The sequence below is a fragment of the Pseudomonas sp. R4-34-07 genome (assembly GCF_003852375.1).
Classification (GTDB): domain Bacteria; phylum Pseudomonadota; class Gammaproteobacteria; order Pseudomonadales; family Pseudomonadaceae; genus Aquipseudomonas.
In genome coordinates, this window is record NZ_CP027760.1 from 5,904,357 (window position 1) to 5,924,968 (window position 20,612).

Here is a 20,612-nt window from a genome sequence, read left to right on the forward strand (position 1 = left end):
TCCGGCTTCAGACCAAAGAAGTGTTTTGCAAAAAAAGAAAAAGGGTAGCCGAGGCTACCCTTTTTAATCAATCACGCGTAAAGCGTAACGGCAACGCCGCTTACTTCTTGCGGATCTGCTGGAGCGTCCGCAGCTGGGCTGCGGCCTCGGCCAGACGGACTGCAGCAGCGCTGTAGTCGAAGTCTGCGCCTTTTTCGTTCAGCGCCTTCTCGGCAGCCTTTACGGCTTCCTGAGCGGAGGCTTCATCCAGGTCGCCAGCACGTTGCACGGTGTCGGCAAGTACCTTGACCATGTTCGGCTGAACCTCGAGGAAACCGCCAGAGATGTAGAACACCTCCTTTTCCCCGCCTTGCTTGGTCAGAGTGATCGGACCTGGCTTCAAGCTGGTGATCAACGGCGCGTGGCCCATGGCAATACCCAGGTCACCCAGGTCGCCGTGTGCAATCACCATTTCTACCAGACCGGAGAAGATTTCCCCTTCCGCGCTGACGATATCGCAATGGACTGTCATAGCCATCTGATTGCCTCAACCTGATGAGCGCCCGTTTCCGGGCGCCAGGATTACAGTTTCTTGGCTTTCTCGATCGCTTCTTCGATGCCGCCGACCATGTAGAACGCTTGTTCTGGCAGGTGGTCGTAGTCACCGTTGAGGATGCCTTTGAAGCCAGCAATGGTGTCTTTCAGGGAAACGTATTTACCCGAGGCACCGGTGAAGACTTCAGCCACGAAGAACGGCTGCGACAAGAAACGCTGGATCTTACGAGCACGGTTTACCAACTGCTTGTCGGCTTCCGACAGCTCGTCCATACCCAGGATCGCAATGATGTCCTTCAGTTCTTTGTAGCGCTGCAGCACGTACTGAACGCCGCGAGCGGTGTCGTAGTGCTCCTGGCCGATCACGTTCGGGTCCAGCTGGCGCGAAGTCGAGTCGAGTGGATCGACCGCTGGGTAGATACCCAGGGAAGCGATGTCACGGGACAGAACGACGGTGGCGTCCAAGTGGGCGAAGGTGGTGGCTGGCGACGGGTCGGTCAAGTCATCCGCAGGTACGTATACCGCTTGGATCGAAGTGATCGAACCTTCCTTGGTCGAAGTGATACGTTCTTGCAGAACGCCCATCTCTTCAGCCAGGGTCGGCTGGTAACCTACTGCCGACGGCATACGGCCGAGCAGTGCGGATACTTCAGTACCGGCCAGGGTGTAACGGTAGATGTTGTCGACGAACAGCAGAACGTCGTTACCTTCGTCACGGAACTTCTCGGCCATGGTCAGGCCGGTCAGGGCTACGCGCAGACGGTTACCCGGCGGCTCGTTCATCTGACCGTAAACCAGTGCCACTTTGTCCAGAACGTTGGAGTCCTTCATCTCGTGGTAGAAGTCGTTACCCTCACGGGTACGCTCACCCACACCGGCGAACACGGAGTAACCGCTGTGCTCGATGGCGATGTTACGGATCAGTTCCATCATGTTTACGGTCTTGCCTACACCGGCACCACCGAACAGACCGACTTTACCGCCCTTGGCGAACGGGCAAACCAGGTCGATAACCTTGATGCCGGTTTCCAGCAGGTCGTTGCCGCCCGCTTGCTCGGCGAACGAAGGTGCTGGACGGTGAATGCCCCAGCGCTCTTCGGTGTCGATCGGGCCAGCTTCGTCGATCGGGTTGCCCAGTACGTCCATGATCCGGCCCAGGGTCGCTTTACCGACCGGTACGGAGATGGCTGCGCCAGTGTCGACAACGTCCAGACCGCGCTTCAAGCCTTCGGTGGAACCCATCGCAATGGTACGAACTACGCCGTCGCCCAGCTGCTGCTGAACTTCCAGAGTAGTTTCCGCGCCTTGTACTTTCAGCGCGTTGTAGATGCTCGGTACGCTGTCGCGTGGGAATTCCACGTCGATAACGGCGCCGATGATTTGAACGATACGTCCGCTACTCATAGCTGGATCCTCTGAATATTTGAACCGTTAAACCGCGGCAGCGCCGCCGACGATTTCCGAGATCTCTTGGGTGATCGCAGCCTGACGCGCCTTGTTGTAGATCAGCTGCAAATCGCTGATCAGATCACCGGCGTTATCGGTAGCGTTTTTCATCGCGATCATCCGCGCCGCTTGTTCAGCTGCGTTGTTCTCGACCACCGCCTGGTACACCTGCGACTCCACGTAGCGCACCATCAAGCCGTCAAGCAGCTCTTTGGCGTCTGGTTCGTAGAGGTAGTCCCAGTGGTGCTTGAGTTCCTGATCCGGAGTCGCCACCAGTGGAATCAATTGCTCCACGGTTGGCTGCTGGGTCATGGTGTTGATGAACTTGTTGGATACCACGGACAGGCGGTCAATCCGGCCTTCCAGGTACGCATCCAGCATCACCTTCACACTGCCGATCAAATCATTGATCGACGGCTCTTCACCCAGGTGGCTGATAGCTGCAACGACGTTACCGCCGAAGTTGCGGAAAAAGGCCGCACCCTTGCTACCAACAACACACAGATCGATCTCGACGCCTTTTTCGCGGTTTACCGCCATGTCCTTGACCAGGGCCTTGAACAGGTTGGTATTCAGGCCACCGCACAGACCACGGTCACTGCTCACTACCACATAACCCACGCGCTTGACTTCGCGCTCGATCATGAACGGGTGGCGGTATTCCGGGTTGGCGTTGGCCAGATGCCCAATTACCTGGCGGATACGTTCCGCATAAGGACGGCTGGCTGCCATGCGCATTTGTGCCTTGCGCATTTTGCTGACCGCCACTTTTTCCATGGCGCTGGTAATCTTTTGCGTGCTTTTGATGCTCGCAATCTTACTGCGAATCTCTTTTGCGCCTGCCATGTAACACCTATCAGGTTAGCAAGCGGGAGCCTTGCGGCTCCCGCTGCGGCTTACCAGGTTTGGGTGGCCTTGAACTTCTCGATACCGGCTTTCATGCCAGCGTCGATATCGTCATTGAAGTCACCCTTCACGTTGATCTTCGCCATCAATTCGGCGTGATCGCGGTTGAAGTAAGCAATCAGCGCTTGTTCAAAGCTGCCGACCTTGGCGATTTCAACGTCGGTCAGGAACCCACGCTCAGCGGCATACAGCGACAACGCCATGTCAGCGATCGACATCGGGGCGTATTGCTTCTGCTTCATCAGCTCGGTAACGCGCTGACCATGCTCAAGTTGCTTACGGGTCGCTTCGTCCAGGTCAGACGCGAACTGGGCGAATGCCGCCAGTTCACGGTACTGAGCCAGAGCGGTACGGATACCACCGGAGAGCTTCTTGATGATCTTGGTCTGAGCGGCACCACCCACACGGGATACCGAAACACCGGCGTTCACTGCAGGACGGATGCCTGAGTTGAACATGGCCGATTCCAGGAAGATCTGACCGTCAGTGATGGAAATCACGTTGGTCGGAACAAACGCGGAAACGTCGCCAGCCTGGGTTTCGATGATCGGCAGTGCGGTCAGGGAACCGGTTTTGCCGGTCACTGCGCCGTTGGTGAACTTCTCTACGTACTCTTCGGAAACGCGGGATGCGCGCTCCAGCAGACGGGAGTGGAGATAGAACACGTCGCCTGGGTAAGCTTCACGGCCTGGTGGACGGCGCAGCAGCAGGGAAATCTGGCGGTAAGCCACTGCTTGCTTGGACAGATCGTCATAAACGATCAGCGCGTCTTCACCGCGGTCGCGGAAGAATTCACCCATGGTGCAACCGGAGTACGGTGCCAGGAATTGCAGCGCAGGAGATTCCGAAGCACTGGCAGCCACGATGATCGTGTTGGCCAGGGCGCCGTTTTCTTCCAGCTTGCGAACCACGTTGGCGATGGTCGATTGCTTCTGACCAATGGCGACGTAGACGCAGAAAATGCCGCTGTTCTTCTGGTTGATGATCGCGTCGATCGCCAGAGCGGTTTTACCGATCTGACGGTCACCGATGATCAGCTCACGCTGGCCACGGCCGACCGGGATCATGGCATCGACAGCCTTGTAGCCAGTCTGTACAGGCTGGTCTACCGACTTACGCCAGATCACGCCTGGAGCAACTTTTTCGACCGCGTCGGTCTCGGTGTTGCCCAGTGGACCTTTACCGTCAACAGGGTTACCCAGTGCGTCGACGACGCGGCCCAGCAGTTCCTTACCTACCGGAACTTCCAGGATGCGGCCTGTGCACTTGGCGCTCATGCCTTCGGCCAGACTGGTGTACGCGCCCAATACAACGGCACCTACGGAGTCTTGCTCCAGGTTGAGGGCCATACCGTAGACGCCGCCCGGAAACTCGATCATCTCGCCGTACATAACGTCGGCCAGACCGTGAATCCGCACGATGCCGTCAGATACGCTGACGACAGTGCCTTCGTTACGGGCTTGGGAGGTCACATCGAGCTTGTCGATGCGGCCCTTGATAATTTCACTTATTTCGGAAGGATTGAGTTGCTGCATTGCTCTGCTGCCCCTTCAAACTCAAGATTTCAATGCTTCGGCAAGTTTCGCGATTTTGCCGCGAATCGAGCCATCGATAACCAGGTCGCCGGCACGGATAACGACACCACCAATCAGGGATGCGTCCTCCGAAGCTTGCAGGCGCACTTCCCGATTGAGTCGTGCACTGAGAACCTTGGCGAGTTTGTCTTGCTGTTCTTGGTTCAATGCAAAAGCACTGGTCACTTCAACGTCTACCGATTTCTCTGCATCGGCCTTGTACAGGTCGAACAGAGCGGCGATCTCCGGCAATAGCGGGAGACGGTCGTTTTCGGCAACGACGTGGATGAAGTTCTGCACCTTCACATCAAACTTGTCGCCGCACACTTCAATAAAAGTGGCGGCCTTGTCTGCGCTCGTCAGGCGCGGGGCCTTGAGCACGCGCTGCATGGTGTCGTCTTGCGACACTGCTGCAGCCAGGCCGAGCATGGCTGACCAAGAGGCCAGCTGCTGGTGGGCCTGGGCGTGCTCGAAGGCTGCCTTAGCGTAAGGTCGGGCCAACGTGGTCAGTTCTGCCATGATCGCCCTCGCTTAAATTTCAGCAGCCAGTTTATTAACCAGCTCCGCGTGCGCGTTTTGATCGATTGTGGCACCAAGGATCTTCTCGGCACCGCCGACCGCCAGAGCACCCAGTTGGGCACGCAGCGCGTCTTTGACGCCGTTCAGTTCCTGTTCGATCTCGGCATGAGCCGAAGCCTTGACACGGTCAGCTTCGACGCGGGCTTTTTCAACAGCCTCTTCGACGATCTGGTTACCGCGCTTCTTGGCTTGCTCAATGATCTCGGCTGCCTGTGCTTTAGCTTCGCGCAGTTGAAGACCCACTTTCTCTTGGGCCAACTCCAGGTCGCGAGCTGCACGGCTGGCAGCGTCCAAACCATCCGCGATCTTCTTCTGACGTTCGTGCAAAGCCGCGATGACCGGAGGCCACACGAACTTCATGCAAAACACTACAAAAATGAAGAACGCAACGGATTGGCCAATCAGGGTTGCATTAATGTTCACGCCAACACCTCGCTCATTCGTTGTCCATCACCCTAATCACTCGAAACGTCGAGTGATTAGCCAGCGAGTTGACCAACGAAGGGGTTCGCGAAGGTGAAGAACAGGGCGATACCAACGCCGATCATGGTTACGGCGTCGAGCAGGCCGGCAACGATGAACATTTTAACTTGCAGCATTGGAACCATTTCTGGCTGACGCGCTGCGCCTTCCAGGAATTTGCCGCCCAGCAGGCCGAAACCAATGGCAGTACCCAGGGCGCCCAGGCCGATCAACAGTGCAACAGCGATAGCGGTTAGACCAACTACAGTTTCCATCTTTCCTCCCGACTTTTACGTCGTATGGTTTAGGTTTTTTAGATTTTAAAGCGGTAAAACAAATCGTTTCATAGCCCTGGAGGGCCACCTTCCCGTTTCACCGGGAAGGACATCAGACTAGTCGAGACTGGCCTTAATGGTTCTCTTCGTGCGCCATCGACAGGTAGACGATGGTCAGCATCATGAAGATGAAGGCCTGCAGGGTGATGATCAGGATGTGGAACACAGCCCACGCCCACTGCAGAACGATGCCCAGGCCGCTAAGCCAGAGCAGACCGCTGCCGAACATCACAGCGATCAGAATGAACACCAGCTCGCCGGCATACATGTTGCCGAACAGTCGCAAGGCCAGGGAAATCGGCTTGGCGACCAGGGTCACGAATTCCAGCAGGAAGTTCACCGGGATCAGCAGGGCTTGAACGAAGATGTTCTTGCTGCCGAACGGGTGCAGGGTCAGCTCGCCGATGAAACCGCCGATGCCCTTGACCTTGATGCTGTAGAAAATGATCAACGCGAACACCGACAGGGCCATGCCCAGGGTAGCGTTCGGGTCTGTGGTCGATACGGCACGGAATGGAATGTGCGCGTCGCCGGAGATCAGGATGGCCAGCTGAGGAATCCAGTCGACCGGGATCAGGTCGACGGCGTTCATCAGGAACACCCAGACGAAGATGGTCAGTGCCAACGGTGCAATCACCGGGCTACGGCCATGGAAGCTGTCTTTCACGCTGCCATCGACGAATTCGACCAATACTTCAACGAAGTTCTGCAAAGCACCTGGCTGACCGGAAGTCGCCTTTTTTGCCGCCATGCGGAAAATCAGGACGAAGATCAGGCCCAATGCGACCGACCAGCCCAGAGTATCCAGGTGGAAAGCCCAGAAGCCCATTTCCTTGGCCTCTGCTGCGGTGTGAGCAAAGCCCCAGCCGCCGTTGGGAAGCTGACCGAAGGTCAGGTTCTGCAAGTGGTGCTGGATATAGCCCGAAGCGGTTGTTTCTGCCATGGTTGCCTCAAACGCCCTAAGGTTTCGAAAGTCTTGTTTTCATTAGCAGGGGAGCGAACCAGCTGACCAATTGGGTCAACACGAAGACGCCAAATACAGCCAGCGGCGCCAATGGCTTCACACCTGCAAAGGTCAGTGCAAACAGCACTGCCGTCAAAATCAGTTTCCCCGCCTCACCGGCATAAAAAGACCGGACGATAGCCTGGGCTGCTCGGGCGCCGGAAAACCGAAAGGCCCTATGAGCAAAATACATATTGGGCAGCAAGGCTATCAGGCCTCCGCAGAGTCCTGAATATCCGGCTACGACTCCATGCCAGTACCAAAGCGCCAATGCGGCGATCAGCAAAATGACAAGTTGAGCCAATAGAACCGGAAAAACGGCCAAGCGATGGAACGGCAACGTGTTTGGCGTGCGGGTTTCCATCACTCTTGCTCCTCAATGGTCGGCTGCCGGAAATCAATAACTTGGCATACTTTGTGCCGACAAAATGCGCGCAGAGTATAGGGGCGGTTCTGCCCCTATTCAACTGCCGGGTAGTGATTTCCGATCACGCGCTACATGAGCAATTGTTTCAGCGAATGTTTCAACGGATGTGGGCAAGGACACCTTGAAGCTCGTCGAGGGAGTTATATCCGATAACCAATTGCCCTTTACCTTTCTTGCCGTGGCGAATTTGCACCGCAGAGCCTAGCCGTTCGGCCAGGCGCTGCTCGAGGCGCGCGATATCCGGATCAGGTTTGGCGGTTTCGACCGGTGCAGGTTTGCCGCTCAACCATTGGCGAACCAACGCTTCGGTCTGACGAACGGTAAGCCCGCGTGCGACAACGTGACGCGCCCCTTCAACCTGTTGATTTTCCGGCAAACCGAGCAAAGCACGGGCGTGACCCATTTCCAGGTCGCCGTGGGACAACATGGTCTTGATGACTTCCGGCAGCGCGATCAAACGCAGCAGGTTGGACACAGTCACGCGGGATTTACCCACCGCATCGGCCACTTGTTGCTGGGTCAGCTGGAATTCGTGCTGCAAACGCTGCAACGCGATGGCTTCCTCGATCGGGTTGAGGTCTTCACGCTGGATGTTTTCGATCAATGCCATGGCGATGGCCGTTTCATCCGGTACGTCGCGCACCATCGCCGGGATGGTTTCCTTGCCTGCCTGCTGGCTGGCGCGCCAGCGACGTTCGCCGGCGATGATTTCAAAGCGGCCACTGCCAATGGGGCGCACCACGATCGGCTGCATCACGCCCTGGGCCTTGATCGAGTTGGCCAGCTCTTCCAGCGCCTGCGGGTCCATGTCCCGGCGCGGCTGGTATTTGCCGCGCTGGATCAGGTCCAGGGGCAAGTGCTGCAGCTCACGTTCGTCGGCCTGCACCGCTTGCTCTTCCAGCGAAGTGACAGTCGGACCACTCAGGAGCGCATCCAGTCCACGTCCGAGACCTCGTTTTTTGACGGCCATGGGGATTCCTTAAGTTGGCTGGGCTGCAGCGGTGCGTGAATTGCGACGTTGGCGACGCACCATCTCGCCGGCCAGCGCCAGGTAGGCAATGGCACCACGGGATGATTTGTCGTAGGCCAGCGCCGGCATGCCGTAGCTTGGCGCTTCGGCCAGGCGAATGTTGCGTGGAATCACCGTGTCGTAGAGCTGGTCGCCGAAATGTTCCTTGAGCTGCGCCGACACATCGTTCATCAGGCTCAGGCGCGGGTCGTACATCGTCCGCAGCAGGCCTTCGACTTTCAGGTTCGGGTTGAGCAGTTCAGCGATACGCTTGATGTTATCCACAAGGTCGCTCAAGCCTTCGAGCGCGAAGTACTCGCATTGCATGGGGATAATCACCCCATCCGCAGCCACCAGGGCGTTGAGCGTGAGCATCGACAGCGACGGCGGGCAGTCGATCAGGATGTAGTCGTAATTCTCCCGGATCGGCGCCAGGGCGCTGCGCAGACGGCTTTCCTTCATCTGCATTTCCAGCAGCACCACTTCCGCCGCAGTCAGGTCGCGGTTGGCCGGCAGCAGTTGATAACCGCCATGCTCGGAATAGTGCATGGCCTGGCCCAGGTCGCACTCGCCGATCAGCAAGTCGTAGACCGAGTTTTCCAGGCCGTGTTTATCCACACCGCTACCCATGGTGGCGTTGCCCTGTGGATCGAGATCGATCAACAGCACCCGGCGCTTGGTCGCGACCAGGGATGCTGCGAGGTTGATGCAGGTGGTGGTTTTGCCCACGCCACCTTTCTGGTTCGCTATCGCGAATACCTTAGCCATTCTTGCTTGTGTTCCCAATCATGCCGTGCGGCGCAGTATCAGCAGATGGCGTTGGCCTTGGCAACCGGGTACGGCCAAGGCGTGTTCGCTATCGAGGTGGAAGTCTGCCGGCAATGCTAACAGCTCGTCGCTTGGATGGACGCCCTTCATTGCCAGCCAGCGGGTATCGAGGTCGCCAAGGTGGCGAGTCCAGTTGCTGAAGTTCTCCATGCTACTGAACGCCCTGGAAACAATTCCGTTGAACGGCTGCTCGGGCGTGAAGGCTTCGACGCGACTGTGGATAACCTGCAGGTTGTCCAGCTTGAGTTCGAGTTTGACCTGGGTCAGGAAGCGGGTTTTCTTGCCGTTGCTGTCCAGGCAGGTGACCTGTGACTCTGGAAACAGGATGGCCAGCGGTATGCCAGGCATGCCGCCGCCGCTGCCGACGTCCAACCAGCGACCGTTTTCGATAAACGGCATCACGCTCAAGCTGTCGAGCAAATGGCGCGAGACCATTTCGTCCGGATTGCGCACCGCAGTCAGGTTGTAGGCCTTGTTCCATTTGATCAACAGGGCCAGGTAGCCCATCAGCAACGCGTGCTGGGCTTCGGTCAGGTCTATGCCCAACTGGCGCGCACCTGTGGATAACTCTTCGGCGTGTTGCGAGGTGACCAACGAACTCAAGCGCTTTGCTCCAACTGACGGCCCGCGCCGCGTTTTTTCAAATGAATCATCAACAGTGAAATCGCTGCCGGCGTCACGCCAGGTATACGCGAAGCCTGGCCGAGCGTTTCCGGCCGAGTTATCCCCAGCTTGCTTTGAATTTCCTTCGACAGCCCGGAAATGCCGGTGTAGTCGATATCCCCAGGCAGCTTGGTATTTTCACTGGCGCGCAGGCGGGCGATCTCGTCCTGCTGGCGGTCAATGTAACCGGCATACTTGGTTTTGATTTCCACCTGCTCGGCAACCTGCGGATCGTCTGCGCCGCCACCGGTCACTTCGACCAGGCCAGCGTAATCGATTTCCGGACGCGACAGCAGGTTGAGCAAGTTGTATTCGTGAGTCAGCGGTGTGCCGAATTTTTCGGCTATCGCATCGCCCTGTTCGGTGCCGGGGCGGACCCAGGTGCTTTTCAGGCGCTGCTCTTCGAGGGTGATGCTCTCGCGTTTTTTGCAAAAGGCCGCCCAGCGCGCGTCATCGACCAAACCCAGTTCGCGACCTTTTTCGGTCAGGCGCAGATCGGCATTGTCTTCGCGCAGGATCAGGCGATATTCCGCCCTGGACGTGAACATCCGGTACGGTTCCTGGGTTCCCAGGGTGATCAGGTCGTCGACCAATACGCCGATGTACGCTTCATCGCGACGCGGGCACCAGCTGTCTTTGCCCTGGGCACGCAATGCAGCGTTGGTGCCGGCCAGCAAACCCTGGGCGCCGGCTTCTTCGTAACCGGTGGTGCCGTTGATTTGCCCGGCGAAGAACAAACCGCCGATCACTTTGGTCTCCAGGCTGTACTTCAGGTCACGCGGATCGAAGTAGTCGTACTCGATGGCGTAGCCAGGGCGAACGATGTGGGCGTTTTCCATGCCGCGAATCGATTGCACGATCTGGATTTGCACGTCGAACGGCAGGGAAGTGGAAATCCCGTTCGGGTACAGCTCATGGGTGGTCAAGCCTTCGGGCTCGATGAAGACCTGGTGGCTTTCCTTGTCGGCAAAGCGGTGGATCTTGTCTTCGATCGACGGGCAATAACGCGGGCCGATCCCTTCGATCACCCCGGAATACATCGGCGAACGGTCGAGGTTCGCGGCAATGATTTCGTGGGTACGGGCATTGGTGTGGGTAATCCAGCAACTGACTTGTTTCGGGTGCTGTGCCTTGGAACCCATGAACGACATGACCGGGATCGGTGTGTCGCCGGCTTGTTCGGTCATCACCGAAAAATCCACAGAACGCCCGTCGATTCGCGGCGGAGTCCCGGTTTTCAAGCGACCGACACGCAGCGGCAATTCACGCAGACGGTTTGCCAAGGCAATCGACGGCGGATCGCCGGCGCGCCCACCGGAATAGTTCTGCATGCCAATGTGGATAAGCCCGCCGAGGAAGGTACCGGTGGTCAACACCACGGATTCTGCGAAGAAACGCAGGCCCATTTGGGTGACAACGCCGCGTACCTGGTCCTGCTCGACGATCAGGTCGTCTGCAGCCTGTTGAAATATCCACAGGTTCGGCTGGTTTTCCAGGGTTTCACGTACCGCCGCCTTGTACAGAATGCGGTCGGCTTGTGCCCGAGTAGCACGCACGGCCGGGCCTTTTCGGCTGTTCAGCACGCGAAATTGAATACCACCTTTGTCGGTAGCCGTCGCCATCACGCCGCCAAGGGCATCGATTTCCTTGACCAGATGGCTTTTGCCGATGCCACCGATGGCAGGGTTGCAACTCATGGCGCCGAGGGTTTCCACGTTATGCGTCAGCAACAGGGTTTTTACGCCCATGCGCGCTGACGCCAGTGCTGCCTCGGTACCGGCATGACCGCCGCCGATGACGATCACTTCAAAACGGGAAGGGAAATCCACCACGCACCTCGTGCCTGCTTATGTAGGTAATCAGGAATTGTTTGTTGAAAGAGTTTTAGAGCTTTGGCGGCAAGTATAGGGACTTAGCCCTGCCTAAAGAACCCTTTGCACAAAATTTAACCAGCTGTGGATGAATCACGGACAATAGAAATTAAAAGAGAGAAATATATTAAATCTTTGTTTTTATGTTTATTTCTACTGAGCACCCTTTCTGTGGATAGATCTCTGCAGGCCTTGACTTACGTTGTGTACAGCGATTCAAAAGGTTGTGGTCATGTGCCAATGAGGGGGTTGGATAAGTGACTTAAGCCTGTGGATTAAAGTGATGGTTATCCACAGAGGGGTTTTTGCGCAGGTTTCAGGCGTGGTTATCAACTGGGCCCAAGGGCGGTTATTCACAGGGCTTAATTCACAGAAACCGCCGGCTCCAACCGAAGTTTTGGCCTCAAGACATCTATTGTGGGAAAACGCGAGGACGGTTAATAATAGCGATTATCATTAACCTACCTTGTCGCGCCTATGTCTCCTCTTTCACACACGACAGCTGTGCAGCACATCTATGAGCAACACCATTCGTGGTTGCATGGGTGGCTCAAAGGCAAGCTGCATAACGCCTGCGATGCGGCCGATGTGGCCCACGATACGTTCGTGCGTATTCTGGGTGGGCGCGACGCTGTGCAGATCCTCGAACCACGGGATTACCTGGCGACCATCGCCAGAGGCCTGGTGATTGATCGCTATCGCCGGCACGCTATCGAGCAGGCTTATAAACAAACCCTGGCCGAGCGCCCTGAAGCCACCGCCATCAGTGAAGAAGACAGGGCAATCATCATCGAAACCCTGGTGGCTGTGGACAAGGCGCTGTCAGGTTTGGGCGAACGTGCACGGCGAATCTTCATGCTGTCGCAGATTGAAGGGCTGACTTATCAACAGATCGCCGATGATCTGCAGGTGTCATTGACCACGGTGAAGAAACACATGATCCGCGCGCTGACCGAGTGTTCACTGATCATGGCCAGTCTGTAATGCCCGCGCCCGATCGCAAGACATTCGAGACCGCTGCCAGTTGGTACGTGCAGTTTCAAGCGCAACCGCCGACGCCCGCCGAACGGCAGGCCTGGCAGCAATGGCTCAACGGGGACCCTTCCCATCAGGCGGCGTGGAGCCAGCTGGAGCAGTTGCAGCGCAGCCTCGGCGCCCTGCCCCAGGACTTCACGCGGCGCGCCTTGACCACCACGCAACAACGCCGCCAAGTGCTCAAGTGGATGCTGGTACTCGGCGGTACCGGGTATCTGGGCTGGAATATTCAACGCCATACGTCCCTGGGTAACGTATGGGCCGACTACCGAACGCCTGTGGGTAAACATCGGCGGATCGAACTGGCCGATGGCACTCAAGTTGATCTCAACACCGACACGGCCATCGATGTGCTGTTCGACGCGCGCCAACGCTTGATTCGCCTGCGCGAGGGAGAGGTACTTATCCACAGCGGGAAGCGGGCCGGGTATCCGCCGTTATACGTGGAGACACGCCACGGCCGCGTGAAGGCGCTGGGCACTCGGTTTACCGTGCGTCAGTTTCCTGATTCCACTCGGGTTGGCGTTCTGGAAGATCGGGTCAACCTGTCCCCCGGCGACCAGCCCGACCGCAGCCGAACGCTGGGTGCGGGTGAATGCGCGGAATTTGATCGACACGCCATAAGGCCCACTCAGCACTATGGCCGCACACAAGCAGCTTGGACTGACGGTCAATTGATCGTGCTCGACGCCAGACTTGGCGATGTCATTGCTGAACTGGCGCGCTATCGGCCGGGCCTGCTGCAGTGTGACCAGGCCTGCGCTGACCTGCGTGTTTCCGGAGCGTTTCGTCTGGACTCGACAGACGCGGTACTGGCCAACCTGCAAGCCACCCTGCCGATCCAGGTGAAGTACTTCACGCGCTATTGGGTGTCAGTCAACCGAATCGGTTGATTGAAAAAATAATCCAAAAGGGGGGTTATCTTTTTTTTATCTGGCGCGGCCCTTCAGGTAATCACGACGCTACCTTCAGGGTTTACCCATTTATGTGCCTTCCTACCCCGCTACGCCAGCGAGTCTCCCGCCGCGCCATTGCCTACAGCCTGCTGCTCACTACCGTCGCCGGTACGTTGTTATCCACAGGGGTCATGGCCGCCAGCGCGACGCAACACTACGTCATCGCTGCCGGCCCACTGGACAGTGCCCTGAGTCAGTTTGCGGCCAGGGCCAATGTGATTCTGTCGTTCTCGCCTCAACAGACTTCGCGTCTGACCACTTCCGGTCTGGATGGCGATTATTCGGTGGATCAAGGTTTCGCGCTACTGTTGCAAAACTCGGGGTTGCAGGCCGTCGCCCAGGCACCTGGCAGCTATGGCTTGCAAGCAATACCAACAGGCCAGCTCACCCTCGCACCGACGACCGTAAGCGCGTATCAAACGGATGGGTTCGGCCAGGAACTGGCGGCGGATGTTGGCTACAAGGCGCAAAACAGCCGTATCGGCACCAAGACCAGTACGCCTCTGTCGCAGACGCCTCGTTCGGTATCGGTGGTGACCGAGCAACGTATCAAGGATCAGAAGTCGCAAACACTGACCGAAGTGCTCGGTTACGTACCCGGTATCTTCGCGCCGCCTTTTGCCGCAGGCGACGGGCTGGCGGGCGATCTGTTTTTCATTCGAGGCTTCAACGCTACGGACTACGGCTACGGCCTGCTCAGGGATGGACTACGTGTGCAAGGCAATCGGTACGACACCACCAGTGAGCCCTATGGCCTGGAGCGGGTCGAGGTTTTCCGCGGCCCTTCTTCGCTGCTCTACGGTGAAAACGCGCCGGGCGGCTTGGTCAACCTGGTCAGCAAACATCCGACCGCCAACCCCCAGGGCGAAGTGCAACTGGGGTACGGCTCGAACAACCGGCGCCAGGTGGGTGTGGATATCTCCGGGCCGCTCAATGACAGTGACAATGTCCTCGGTCGCCTGGTGATGCTTGGCCGAAAATCCGATACCCAGACCGACCACGTACCGGACGATCGTATCTACATCGCCCCATCCCTGACCCTGAATTTCAACGACTACAACACCCTGACCCTGTTGGCCAACTACCAGAAAGACCACACCAATCTGGAACTTGGCCTACCCGCTGCGGGCACCTTACTCACTAATCCCAACGGTAAGCTGTCCAAGCACACCATGCTCGGCGACCCGGATTGGAACACCTTTGAGCGTGAAGCCTGGAGCACTGGCTACGAGTTCAGCCATAGCTTCAACGACGATTGGCAGTTCCGCCAGAACTCGCGGTACATGCAGTCACGTATCGACCGCCATGAAACCTGGCCGAGCGCATTGAATAACCGGGGCTTCGGCACCCAACTGAACATGACCGCCTACGACCGCTACAACAAATCCATGGTCTATTCCCTGGATAACCAGCTCGAAGGCAAATTCCAGGTAGGCGGGTTGGAAAACACTGTGTTGGTCGGCGCCAGCTACGACCGCACCTCGTTCAACCAAGATTGGGATGCCGGTTTCGCCGGTACCATCAATGTGTATAACCCCGTGTACCTGAGGGACCCGCTCACTCCGATCGCTGTGCAGAACACCTTGCTCGAGCAGCAGATGAAAGGCGTGTACGCCCAGATCCAGAGCAAGTACGACCACTGGCTTTTCCTGCTCGGTGGGCGGCAGGACTGGGTCGACAGCGATTTCCGCGACAAAGTGAACAAGGCCAGCAACATCAGCACCCAAGACCGCAAGTTCACCTACCAGGGTGGCCTGATGTACCAGTTCGAAAACGGCCTGACGCCGTATGTCAGCTATTCCACCGCGTTCGTTCCGGTGCAGCAGATTTCCAACGCCGGCGCACCGTTGAAGCCGATCACCAGCAGCCAATATGAAGTGGGCGTGAAGTACGAGCCGATCGGCTGGGACACGGCGATGACCCTGTCGGTGTACGACTTGCGCAAACAGGACGACACCTACCTCGATGCCACCACCAACAGCTATCGCCAGGTAGGTGAGAGCCGCGCCAAAGGTGTGGAAGTTGAAATCAACAGCGACCTTACGCCAAACCTGAATGTGACTGCGGCCTACACCTACACTGACGCACGGATTACCAAGGATTCCGCCACTTCCTTGGTAGAAGGGCATCAGATGACCGGCGTTCCGCGCAACCAGGCTTCGGTGTGGAGCAAATACCGCTTCCTCGACGGTCACCTTAAAGGCCTGTCTGTGGGCGGCGGCGTGCGTTATTTCGACAGCACCTTTTCCTACACGGCGCCTACGCTGTACGGGAAGCTGGATGCTGGAAGTGTCACGCTGGTGGACGCAGCGGTGGGGTATCAGATCGATTCGCACTGGTCAGTGGATGTGAACGCCAAGAACCTGTTCGACAAGGAGTACGTAGCCGGTTGCAACGACGCGGGGCGCTGCTATTGGGGCGACAGCCGTACCTTGCTGGGTACGGTGTCCTACAACTGGTAAGCGCGTGACTATTTGCCGATACAGAAGCTGGAAAAGATTCGCCCGAGCAAATCATCGGAACTGAACGCGCCGGTAATCTCCCCCAACAGCTGCTGCGCCTGACGCAAATCCTCAGCCAGCAGCTCCCCTGCTCCCGCCAGGGTCAGCTGTGCTCGCCCGTGCTCCAACGCCGCGCTGGCGTGGCGAAGCGCCTCCAGATGCCTGCGGCGTGCACTGAAGCTGCTCTCCGAGGTCTGCTCATAGCCCATGCACGCCTTGAGATGGTCACGGAGCAACTCCAGGCCATCCCCTGCCGATTTGGCACTGAGGCTGATAGTCACATGACCATCCTCGCTGGTTTGCATCGCAATGGCCTCACCGGTGAGGTCGGCCTTGTTACGGATCAAGGTGACTTTGGCCGGGTCTGGCCGTTGCTCGAGGAATTCCGGCCACAACGCAAAAGGATCCACAGCCTCGGGCGCCGTCGCATCCACCACCAATAAAACTCGATCTGCTTCGCCGATGGCTTTGAGCGCGCGTTCTACGCCGATTTTTTCCACTTGGTCGTCGGTATCGCGCAATCCGGCCGTATCGACCACGTGCAACGGCATGCCATCTATGTGGATATGTTCGCGCAGGATATCCCGAGTGGTCCCGGCAATTTCGGTGACGATGGCCGCCTCGCGCCCCGCCAAAGCATTAAGCAGGCTGGATTTGCCGGCGTTGGGACGACCCGCGATCACTACGGTCATACCGTCACGCAGCAATGCGCCCTGCCCGGCTTCGCGCAACACTGTGGATAACTCCTCGCGGACTTTATCCAACATCGCCAGGACGTGGCCATCGGCCAAGAAGTCAATTTCCTCTTCAGGGAAATCAATGGCCGCTTCGACATAGATGCGCAAGCTGATCAACTGCTCAGTCAAGTTATGTACACGTAACGAGAAAGCACCCTGCAGCGAACGCAATGCGTTGCGCGCAGCCTGTGCAGAACTGGCCTCGATCAGGTCGGCAATGGCTTCGGCCTGGGCCAGGTCGAGTTTGTCGTTAAGGAACGCACGCTCGCTGAACTCCCCCGGACGGGCCAGACGGCAGCCCAATTGCAGGCAACGCTGCAGCAACATATCCAATACGACCGGGCCGCCGTGCCCCTGCAGTTCCAGCACATCTTCGCCGGTGAAGGAGTTGGGTCCCGGGAAATACAGCGCCAGGCCCTCATCCAGCACGCTTTCGTCCACGTCCAGAAACGGGCCGTAATGGGCATACCGCGGCTTTAGCTCCCGCCCACTGATCGCCTTGGCGGCCACGCCCGCAAGCGGCCCGGAAATTCGAACGATACCGACGCCGCCGCGACCTTGAGCGGTTGCGACAGCAGCGATGGTTTCACGAGGAGCGCTCATCAGCAGGTTCCAGAATTAAAGTGTCGGAAAGCAAAACGCCCCACTAGGGGGCGTCTTGAGTGGTTATCCACAGAGTAAATTACGCCTCGGCTTTTTTGGTGGCCGCTTCGATTTTACGTGTGATGTACCACTGTTGGGAGATCGACAACACGTTGTTGACTACCCAGTACAGCACCAGACCTGCCGGGAACCACAGGAAGAAGAAGGTGAAGATGATTGGCATCATTTTCATCACCTTGGCCTGCATCGGATCCGGCGGAGTCGGGTTCAGGCGCTGCTGGATAAACATGGTCGCGCCCATGATGATCGGCAGGATAAAGAACGGGTCTTTGATCGACAGGTCAGTTATCCACAGCATGAACGGCGCCTGGCGCATTTCCACGCTTTCCAGGAGTACCCAGTAAAGCGACAGGAATACCGGCATCTGCACCAGAATCGGCAAGCAACCACCCAACGGGTTGATCTTCTCTTTCTTGTACAGCTCCATCATGGCCTGCGACATTTTCTGCCGGTCGTCACCATGCTGCTCTTTCAGCGCGGCCAGCTTCGGCGCCACGGCACGCATGCGCGCCATCGACTTGTAGCTGGCGGCTGACAGCGGGAAGAAGATCCCCTTGATCAGCATGGTCAGGAAAATGATCGAGAAGCCCCAGTTACCCACAATGCTGTGGATATGTTGCAACAACCAGAAAATCGGCTGGGCAATGAACCAGAGGAAGCCGTAGTCCACAGTCAGTTCCAGACCTGGGGACAACTCTTTCAGCACGGCCTGGCTTTTCGGGCCGGCGTAGAGGGTAGCGCTGGTTTCAGCCTTGGCGCCGGGTGCGACGGTCAACGCTGGGCCAGTAAAACCAATGATGTAGTTGCCCTGGCTGTCCTTGCGGGTTTGAACCAGGTTTGCATCACCCTTGTTCGGGATCCATGCGGTCACGAAGTAGTGCTGCAGCCAGGCTACCCAGCCACCTTGAACGGTTTCCTTCAGCGCGCCCTTGTCGATGTCTTTCATCGACACTTTTTTGTACGGCTCGTTACTTGTCCACAGGGCAGCGCCCAGGTAAGTCGCGGTGCCGGTGGCGGTGCTGGAAGAAGGATCGGAGCTGGCGTCACGCTTGAGCTGGGCAAACAGGTTGCCGCTCCAGGCTTTGTCGCTGGTGTTGTCGATCAGGTAAGTGACCTTCAGATCGTACAAACCACGCGTGAAGCTGAAACGCTTGATGTAATTGACGCCGTCGAGGCTGAATTTCAGGTCGACGTTCAGCTGGTTCTGGCCATCAGCCAGTTGATAGCTTTTCTGCTCGGTCGAATAAATCGGACGACCGGTAGCACGCGCATCCGGACCATTGGTGCCGGTCAGGCCGCTTTGCGCCAGATAAGTACGTTCGCCGCCGTTATCGAACAGCTGAAACGGAACATCCGGGTGGTCCTGGCGACGTGGATAAAGCGGCAGCTTCAGCTGTGCGATATCACCGCCCTGCGGGTCGATAGCCAGGTCGAGCACATCCGTTTTCACGTGGATGAGGTCTTTGTTGGTGACCACTGGCGTTTCTAACGGGGCACTTGTCTCGCCATTCGCGCTGGGAACATCGGCACTCGCGGACGCATTGTTACCCAGCGGGGTGTCCGGAATAGCCGGCGCAGCCTGATTGGTAGCAACATTCTGAGTCGGCAGGGCAGCCTGGCCATAGTCTTGGTTCCATTTCAGGACCATGACGTAGGACACGATTGCCAGGGCGACGATCAGGATCGTGCGTTTAATATCCATGATTACTCGGCCATCGAAGAGGAACGGGAGGTAGGGATAGGCGGAACCGGGTCATAACCACCGGGATTCCACGGATGACAGCGACCTAAACGACGAAAGGTCAGCCAGCCACCGCGCAGAAGACCATGATTTTCTATGGCCTCTAACGCGTAGCAGGAACAACTAGGGTAGAAACGACAGTGGCTGGCCATCAGAGGACTAATGGCATAGCGATAAAACTGGATCGGAACGAGGGCCAGTTTACGCATCGGTACTGTCTACCCCTACAGTTTCGGTGCTGACTGCTGGTGCTGGTTTGTGGGTACGCGCCAGACGTTTCCAGAGCTTGCCGAAATGCTGAATCAATTCGGGGTTTTCTACATCCCCCAAGCCTTTGCGCGCGACGATAACAATATCCCAACCAACCAGAGTGTCCTGGTGGAGGCGAAACGATTCGCGCATCAGACGCTTGAGGCGATTGCGCTCAACGGAGAGCTTTACGCTCTTCTTGCCGATCACCAACCCGAGACGGGGGTGATCAAGATCGTTGTTACGCGCAAGGAGCAGGAGATTTTTCCCCGGAACCTTGCCGGTGGGGGAGTCAAAGACTGCCTTGAAATGCCGGGGGGTTAGCAGACGCTTTTCCCGACTGAAGTCCTGACTCACCACCAGTACCGGATTATCAAACTGCCAGACGCGCACGACCTTTGGCGCGGCGACGCGACAGGACAGCACGGCCGTTCTTGGTAGCCATGCGAGCACGGAAGCCGTGAGTACGGGCGCGTTTGATGGTGCTTGGTTGGAAAGTACGTTTCATGGCGTTGTTACCTGGTTCGTCCACAACGGGCCGGAATGGCCCCCGTTTTAAGAGACCGGCGATTCTAGAGAAAGCAAGCCTCTAGGTCAATTTCCAACCAGCTTTTCCTTTAATTAGTTCTATGACGGCCACGTCAGCCTTTCTGTCCGCTTCTCTTCCATGAGCGATGGCATAGATATAAAAATAAAGAAGGAAGTTATTTAAAGCTTTTCTGTAAAGCTTATAAAAGCTAGGGGAGCGATCCGCTGTGGATAACTGCCTTAAGGCCTTATTCCACCTGATGTACAGAGAATGACAACACGGGGGAGAAACGGTGCTCTGCCTGTGCTGCACTGTCGGATAAGCTGTGTGTGGAATGGCTTGTTATCCACAGCCCAGTTACCCACAGACTTTCGACCCCACTTGTGCAACGAGCTCAGGGGCGGTTATCCACAGAGCTTATTCACAGACCGCCGGTCGCCTTTTTCAAGGATAAGACGTTGATTTTGGGTGGCCTGTGCGCAACCTTCATGTGGATAAGTGGGCGGCTGGTCGCTACAATGGCGGCTGTTTTTGCCTCACCGGCTTTCAACTTAGGGGATATCC

At 57.3% G+C, this 20,612-nt stretch carries 21 protein-coding genes; 3 read left to right on the forward strand and 18 right to left on the reverse strand.

All coding sequences use genetic code 11. The features are described from left to right. Positions 1-100 precede the first annotated feature (100 nt). The 13 genes from C4J85_RS27320 to mnmG form a co-directional block, all read right to left on the reverse strand. Positions 101-517: a F0F1 ATP synthase subunit epsilon gene (locus tag C4J85_RS27320; RefSeq protein WP_015886644.1), complete on the reverse strand. Its 417-nt coding sequence runs from the start codon at positions 515-517 to the stop codon at positions 101-103. Between the two features lie 44 nt (positions 518-561). Next, positions 562-1,938 carry a F0F1 ATP synthase subunit beta gene (atpD, locus tag C4J85_RS27325; protein ID WP_017135118.1) on the reverse strand — a complete coding sequence of 459 codons (1,377 nt, stop codon included), beginning with the start codon at positions 1,936-1,938 and terminating at the stop codon, positions 562-564. A 27-nt stretch (positions 1,939-1,965) separates the two neighbouring features. Beyond that, positions 1,966-2,826 carry a F0F1 ATP synthase subunit gamma gene (atpG, locus tag C4J85_RS27330; RefSeq protein WP_034139931.1) on the reverse strand — a complete coding sequence of 287 codons (861 nt, stop codon included), beginning with the start codon at positions 2,824-2,826 and terminating at the stop codon, positions 1,966-1,968. Positions 2,827-2,876: 50 nt separating this feature from the next. Beyond that, the gene (atpA, locus tag C4J85_RS27335) at positions 2,877-4,421 is read right to left on the reverse strand and encodes a F0F1 ATP synthase subunit alpha (protein WP_003177064.1); all 1,545 of its coding nucleotides are present in this window, start codon (positions 4,419-4,421) and stop codon (positions 2,877-2,879) included. A gap of 21 nt (positions 4,422-4,442) precedes the next feature. Further along, positions 4,443-4,979, reverse strand: coding sequence for a F0F1 ATP synthase subunit delta (locus C4J85_RS27340; protein WP_124368914.1), 537 nt, complete (start codon positions 4,977-4,979; stop codon positions 4,443-4,445). Positions 4,980-4,991: 12 nt separating this feature from the next. Then, positions 4,992-5,462: a F0F1 ATP synthase subunit B gene (locus C4J85_RS27345; protein ID WP_010565867.1), complete on the reverse strand. Its 471-nt coding sequence runs from the start codon at positions 5,460-5,462 to the stop codon at positions 4,992-4,994. 56 nt (positions 5,463-5,518) lie between these two features. Continuing rightward, positions 5,519-5,776: a F0F1 ATP synthase subunit C gene (gene atpE / locus C4J85_RS27350; RefSeq protein WP_002555987.1), complete on the reverse strand. Its 258-nt coding sequence runs from the start codon at positions 5,774-5,776 to the stop codon at positions 5,519-5,521. Between the two features lie 133 nt (positions 5,777-5,909). Further along, complete coding sequence (gene atpB, locus C4J85_RS27355) at positions 5,910-6,779, reverse strand: F0F1 ATP synthase subunit A (protein WP_057725770.1); 870 nt, start codon at positions 6,777-6,779, stop codon at positions 5,910-5,912. A gap of 16 nt (positions 6,780-6,795) precedes the next feature. Continuing rightward, complete coding sequence (locus C4J85_RS27360) at positions 6,796-7,203, reverse strand: F0F1 ATP synthase subunit I (RefSeq protein ID WP_043048220.1); 408 nt, start codon at positions 7,201-7,203, stop codon at positions 6,796-6,798. 160 nt (positions 7,204-7,363) lie between these two features. Next, on the reverse strand, positions 7,364-8,236 hold the full coding sequence (locus C4J85_RS27365; RefSeq protein ID WP_124365074.1) for a ParB/RepB/Spo0J family partition protein: 873 nt from the start codon (positions 8,234-8,236) through the stop codon (positions 7,364-7,366). Positions 8,237-8,245: 9 nt separating this feature from the next. After that, on the reverse strand, positions 8,246-9,043 hold the full coding sequence (locus C4J85_RS27370; protein WP_057725767.1) for a ParA family protein: 798 nt from the start codon (positions 9,041-9,043) through the stop codon (positions 8,246-8,248). 18 nt (positions 9,044-9,061) lie between these two features. Continuing rightward, positions 9,062-9,706 (reverse strand): 16S rRNA (guanine(527)-N(7))-methyltransferase RsmG, encoded by a 645-nt coding sequence (gene rsmG, locus C4J85_RS27375; protein WP_124411145.1) that lies wholly within the window; start codon positions 9,704-9,706, stop codon positions 9,062-9,064. Further along, complete coding sequence (gene mnmG, locus C4J85_RS27380; protein ID WP_124411146.1) at positions 9,703-11,595, reverse strand: tRNA uridine-5-carboxymethylaminomethyl(34) synthesis enzyme MnmG; 1,893 nt, start codon at positions 11,593-11,595, stop codon at positions 9,703-9,705. The genes rsmG and mnmG overlap by 4 nt, the downstream gene beginning before the upstream one ends. Before the next feature lie 519 nt (positions 11,596-12,114). Between mnmG and C4J85_RS27385 the strand changes: the two genes are divergently transcribed. The 3 genes from C4J85_RS27385 (at position 12,115) to C4J85_RS27395 (ending at position 16,090) form a co-directional block, all read left to right on the forward strand. Then, complete coding sequence (locus tag C4J85_RS27385; RefSeq protein ID WP_124411147.1) at positions 12,115-12,621, forward strand: sigma-70 family RNA polymerase sigma factor; 507 nt, start codon at positions 12,115-12,117, stop codon at positions 12,619-12,621. Continuing rightward, complete coding sequence (locus C4J85_RS27390; protein WP_124411148.1) at positions 12,621-13,565, forward strand: FecR domain-containing protein; 945 nt, start codon at positions 12,621-12,623, stop codon at positions 13,563-13,565. The genes C4J85_RS27385 and C4J85_RS27390 overlap by 1 nt, the downstream gene beginning before the upstream one ends. A 92-nt stretch (positions 13,566-13,657) precedes the next feature. Beyond that, a complete protein-coding gene (locus C4J85_RS27395) occupies positions 13,658-16,090 on the forward strand; it encodes a TonB-dependent siderophore receptor (RefSeq protein WP_124411149.1) in 2,433 nt (810 codons plus the stop codon). Between the two features lie 8 nt (positions 16,091-16,098). Here the strand turns inward: C4J85_RS27395 and mnmE are convergent, their stop codons facing one another. The 5 genes from mnmE to rpmH all read right to left on the reverse strand — a co-directional run bounded on the left by mnmE (position 16,099) and on the right by rpmH (position 20,027). Beyond that, positions 16,099-17,469, reverse strand: a complete 1,371-nt coding sequence (gene mnmE / locus C4J85_RS27400) for a tRNA uridine-5-carboxymethylaminomethyl(34) synthesis GTPase MnmE (protein ID WP_124411150.1) — start codon at positions 17,467-17,469, stop codon at positions 16,099-16,101. A 79-nt stretch (positions 17,470-17,548) separates the two neighbouring features. Beyond that, positions 17,549-19,231: a membrane protein insertase YidC gene (gene yidC, locus C4J85_RS27405; protein WP_124365081.1), complete on the reverse strand. Its 1,683-nt coding sequence runs from the start codon at positions 19,229-19,231 to the stop codon at positions 17,549-17,551. A 2-nt stretch (positions 19,232-19,233) separates the two neighbouring features. Further along, entirely contained in the window at positions 19,234-19,479 is a 246-nt protein-coding gene (gene yidD, locus C4J85_RS27410) for a membrane protein insertion efficiency factor YidD (RefSeq protein WP_010207715.1), read from the reverse strand. Next, positions 19,472-19,879, reverse strand: a complete 408-nt coding sequence (gene rnpA, locus C4J85_RS27415) for a ribonuclease P protein component (protein WP_372238030.1) — start codon at positions 19,877-19,879, stop codon at positions 19,472-19,474. The genes yidD and rnpA overlap by 8 nt, the downstream gene beginning before the upstream one ends. 13 nt (positions 19,880-19,892) lie before the next feature. Then, positions 19,893-20,027, reverse strand: coding sequence for a 50S ribosomal protein L34 (gene rpmH / locus C4J85_RS27420; protein ID WP_003213577.1), 135 nt, complete (start codon positions 20,025-20,027; stop codon positions 19,893-19,895). Positions 20,028-20,612: the final 585 nt, after the last annotated feature.

Coding starts and splice junctions, on each gene's coding strand:
- atpE (WP_002555987.1), bottom strand. CDS start 5,776: ATGGAAACTGTAGTTGGTCTAACCGCTATCGCTGTTGCACTGTTGATC.
- C4J85_RS27395 (WP_124411149.1), top strand. CDS start 13,658: ATGTGCCTTCCTACCCCGCTACGCCAGCGAGTCTCCCGCCGCGCCATT.
- C4J85_RS27320 (WP_015886644.1), bottom strand. CDS start 517: ATGGCTATGACAGTCCATTGCGATATCGTCAGCGCGGAAGGGGAAATC.
- C4J85_RS27365 (WP_124365074.1), bottom strand. CDS start 8,236: ATGGCCGTCAAAAAACGAGGTCTCGGACGTGGACTGGATGCGCTCCTG.
- yidD (WP_010207715.1), bottom strand. CDS start 19,479: ATGCGTAAACTGGCCCTCGTTCCGATCCAGTTTTATCGCTATGCCATT.
- C4J85_RS27390 (WP_124411148.1), top strand. CDS start 12,621: ATGCCCGCGCCCGATCGCAAGACATTCGAGACCGCTGCCAGTTGGTAC.
- atpA (WP_003177064.1), bottom strand. CDS start 4,421: ATGCAGCAACTCAATCCTTCCGAAATAAGTGAAATTATCAAGGGCCGC.
- atpB (WP_057725770.1), bottom strand. CDS start 6,779: ATGGCAGAAACAACCGCTTCGGGCTATATCCAGCACCACTTGCAGAAC.
- C4J85_RS27360 (WP_043048220.1), bottom strand. CDS start 7,203: ATGGAAACCCGCACGCCAAACACGTTGCCGTTCCATCGCTTGGCCGTT.
- mnmE (WP_124411150.1), bottom strand. CDS start 17,469: ATGAGCGCTCCTCGTGAAACCATCGCTGCTGTCGCAACCGCTCAAGGT.
- yidC (WP_124365081.1), bottom strand. CDS start 19,231: ATGGATATTAAACGCACGATCCTGATCGTCGCCCTGGCAATCGTGTCC.
- atpG (WP_034139931.1), bottom strand. CDS start 2,826: ATGGCAGGCGCAAAAGAGATTCGCAGTAAGATTGCGAGCATCAAAAGC.
- rpmH (WP_003213577.1), bottom strand. CDS start 20,027: ATGAAACGTACTTTCCAACCAAGCACCATCAAACGCGCCCGTACTCAC.
- C4J85_RS27370 (WP_057725767.1), bottom strand. CDS start 9,043: ATGGCTAAGGTATTCGCGATAGCGAACCAGAAAGGTGGCGTGGGCAAA.
- C4J85_RS27340 (WP_124368914.1), bottom strand. CDS start 4,979: ATGGCAGAACTGACCACGTTGGCCCGACCTTACGCTAAGGCAGCCTTC.
- C4J85_RS27385 (WP_124411147.1), top strand. CDS start 12,115: ATGTCTCCTCTTTCACACACGACAGCTGTGCAGCACATCTATGAGCAA.
- atpD (WP_017135118.1), bottom strand. CDS start 1,938: ATGAGTAGCGGACGTATCGTTCAAATCATCGGCGCCGTTATCGACGTG.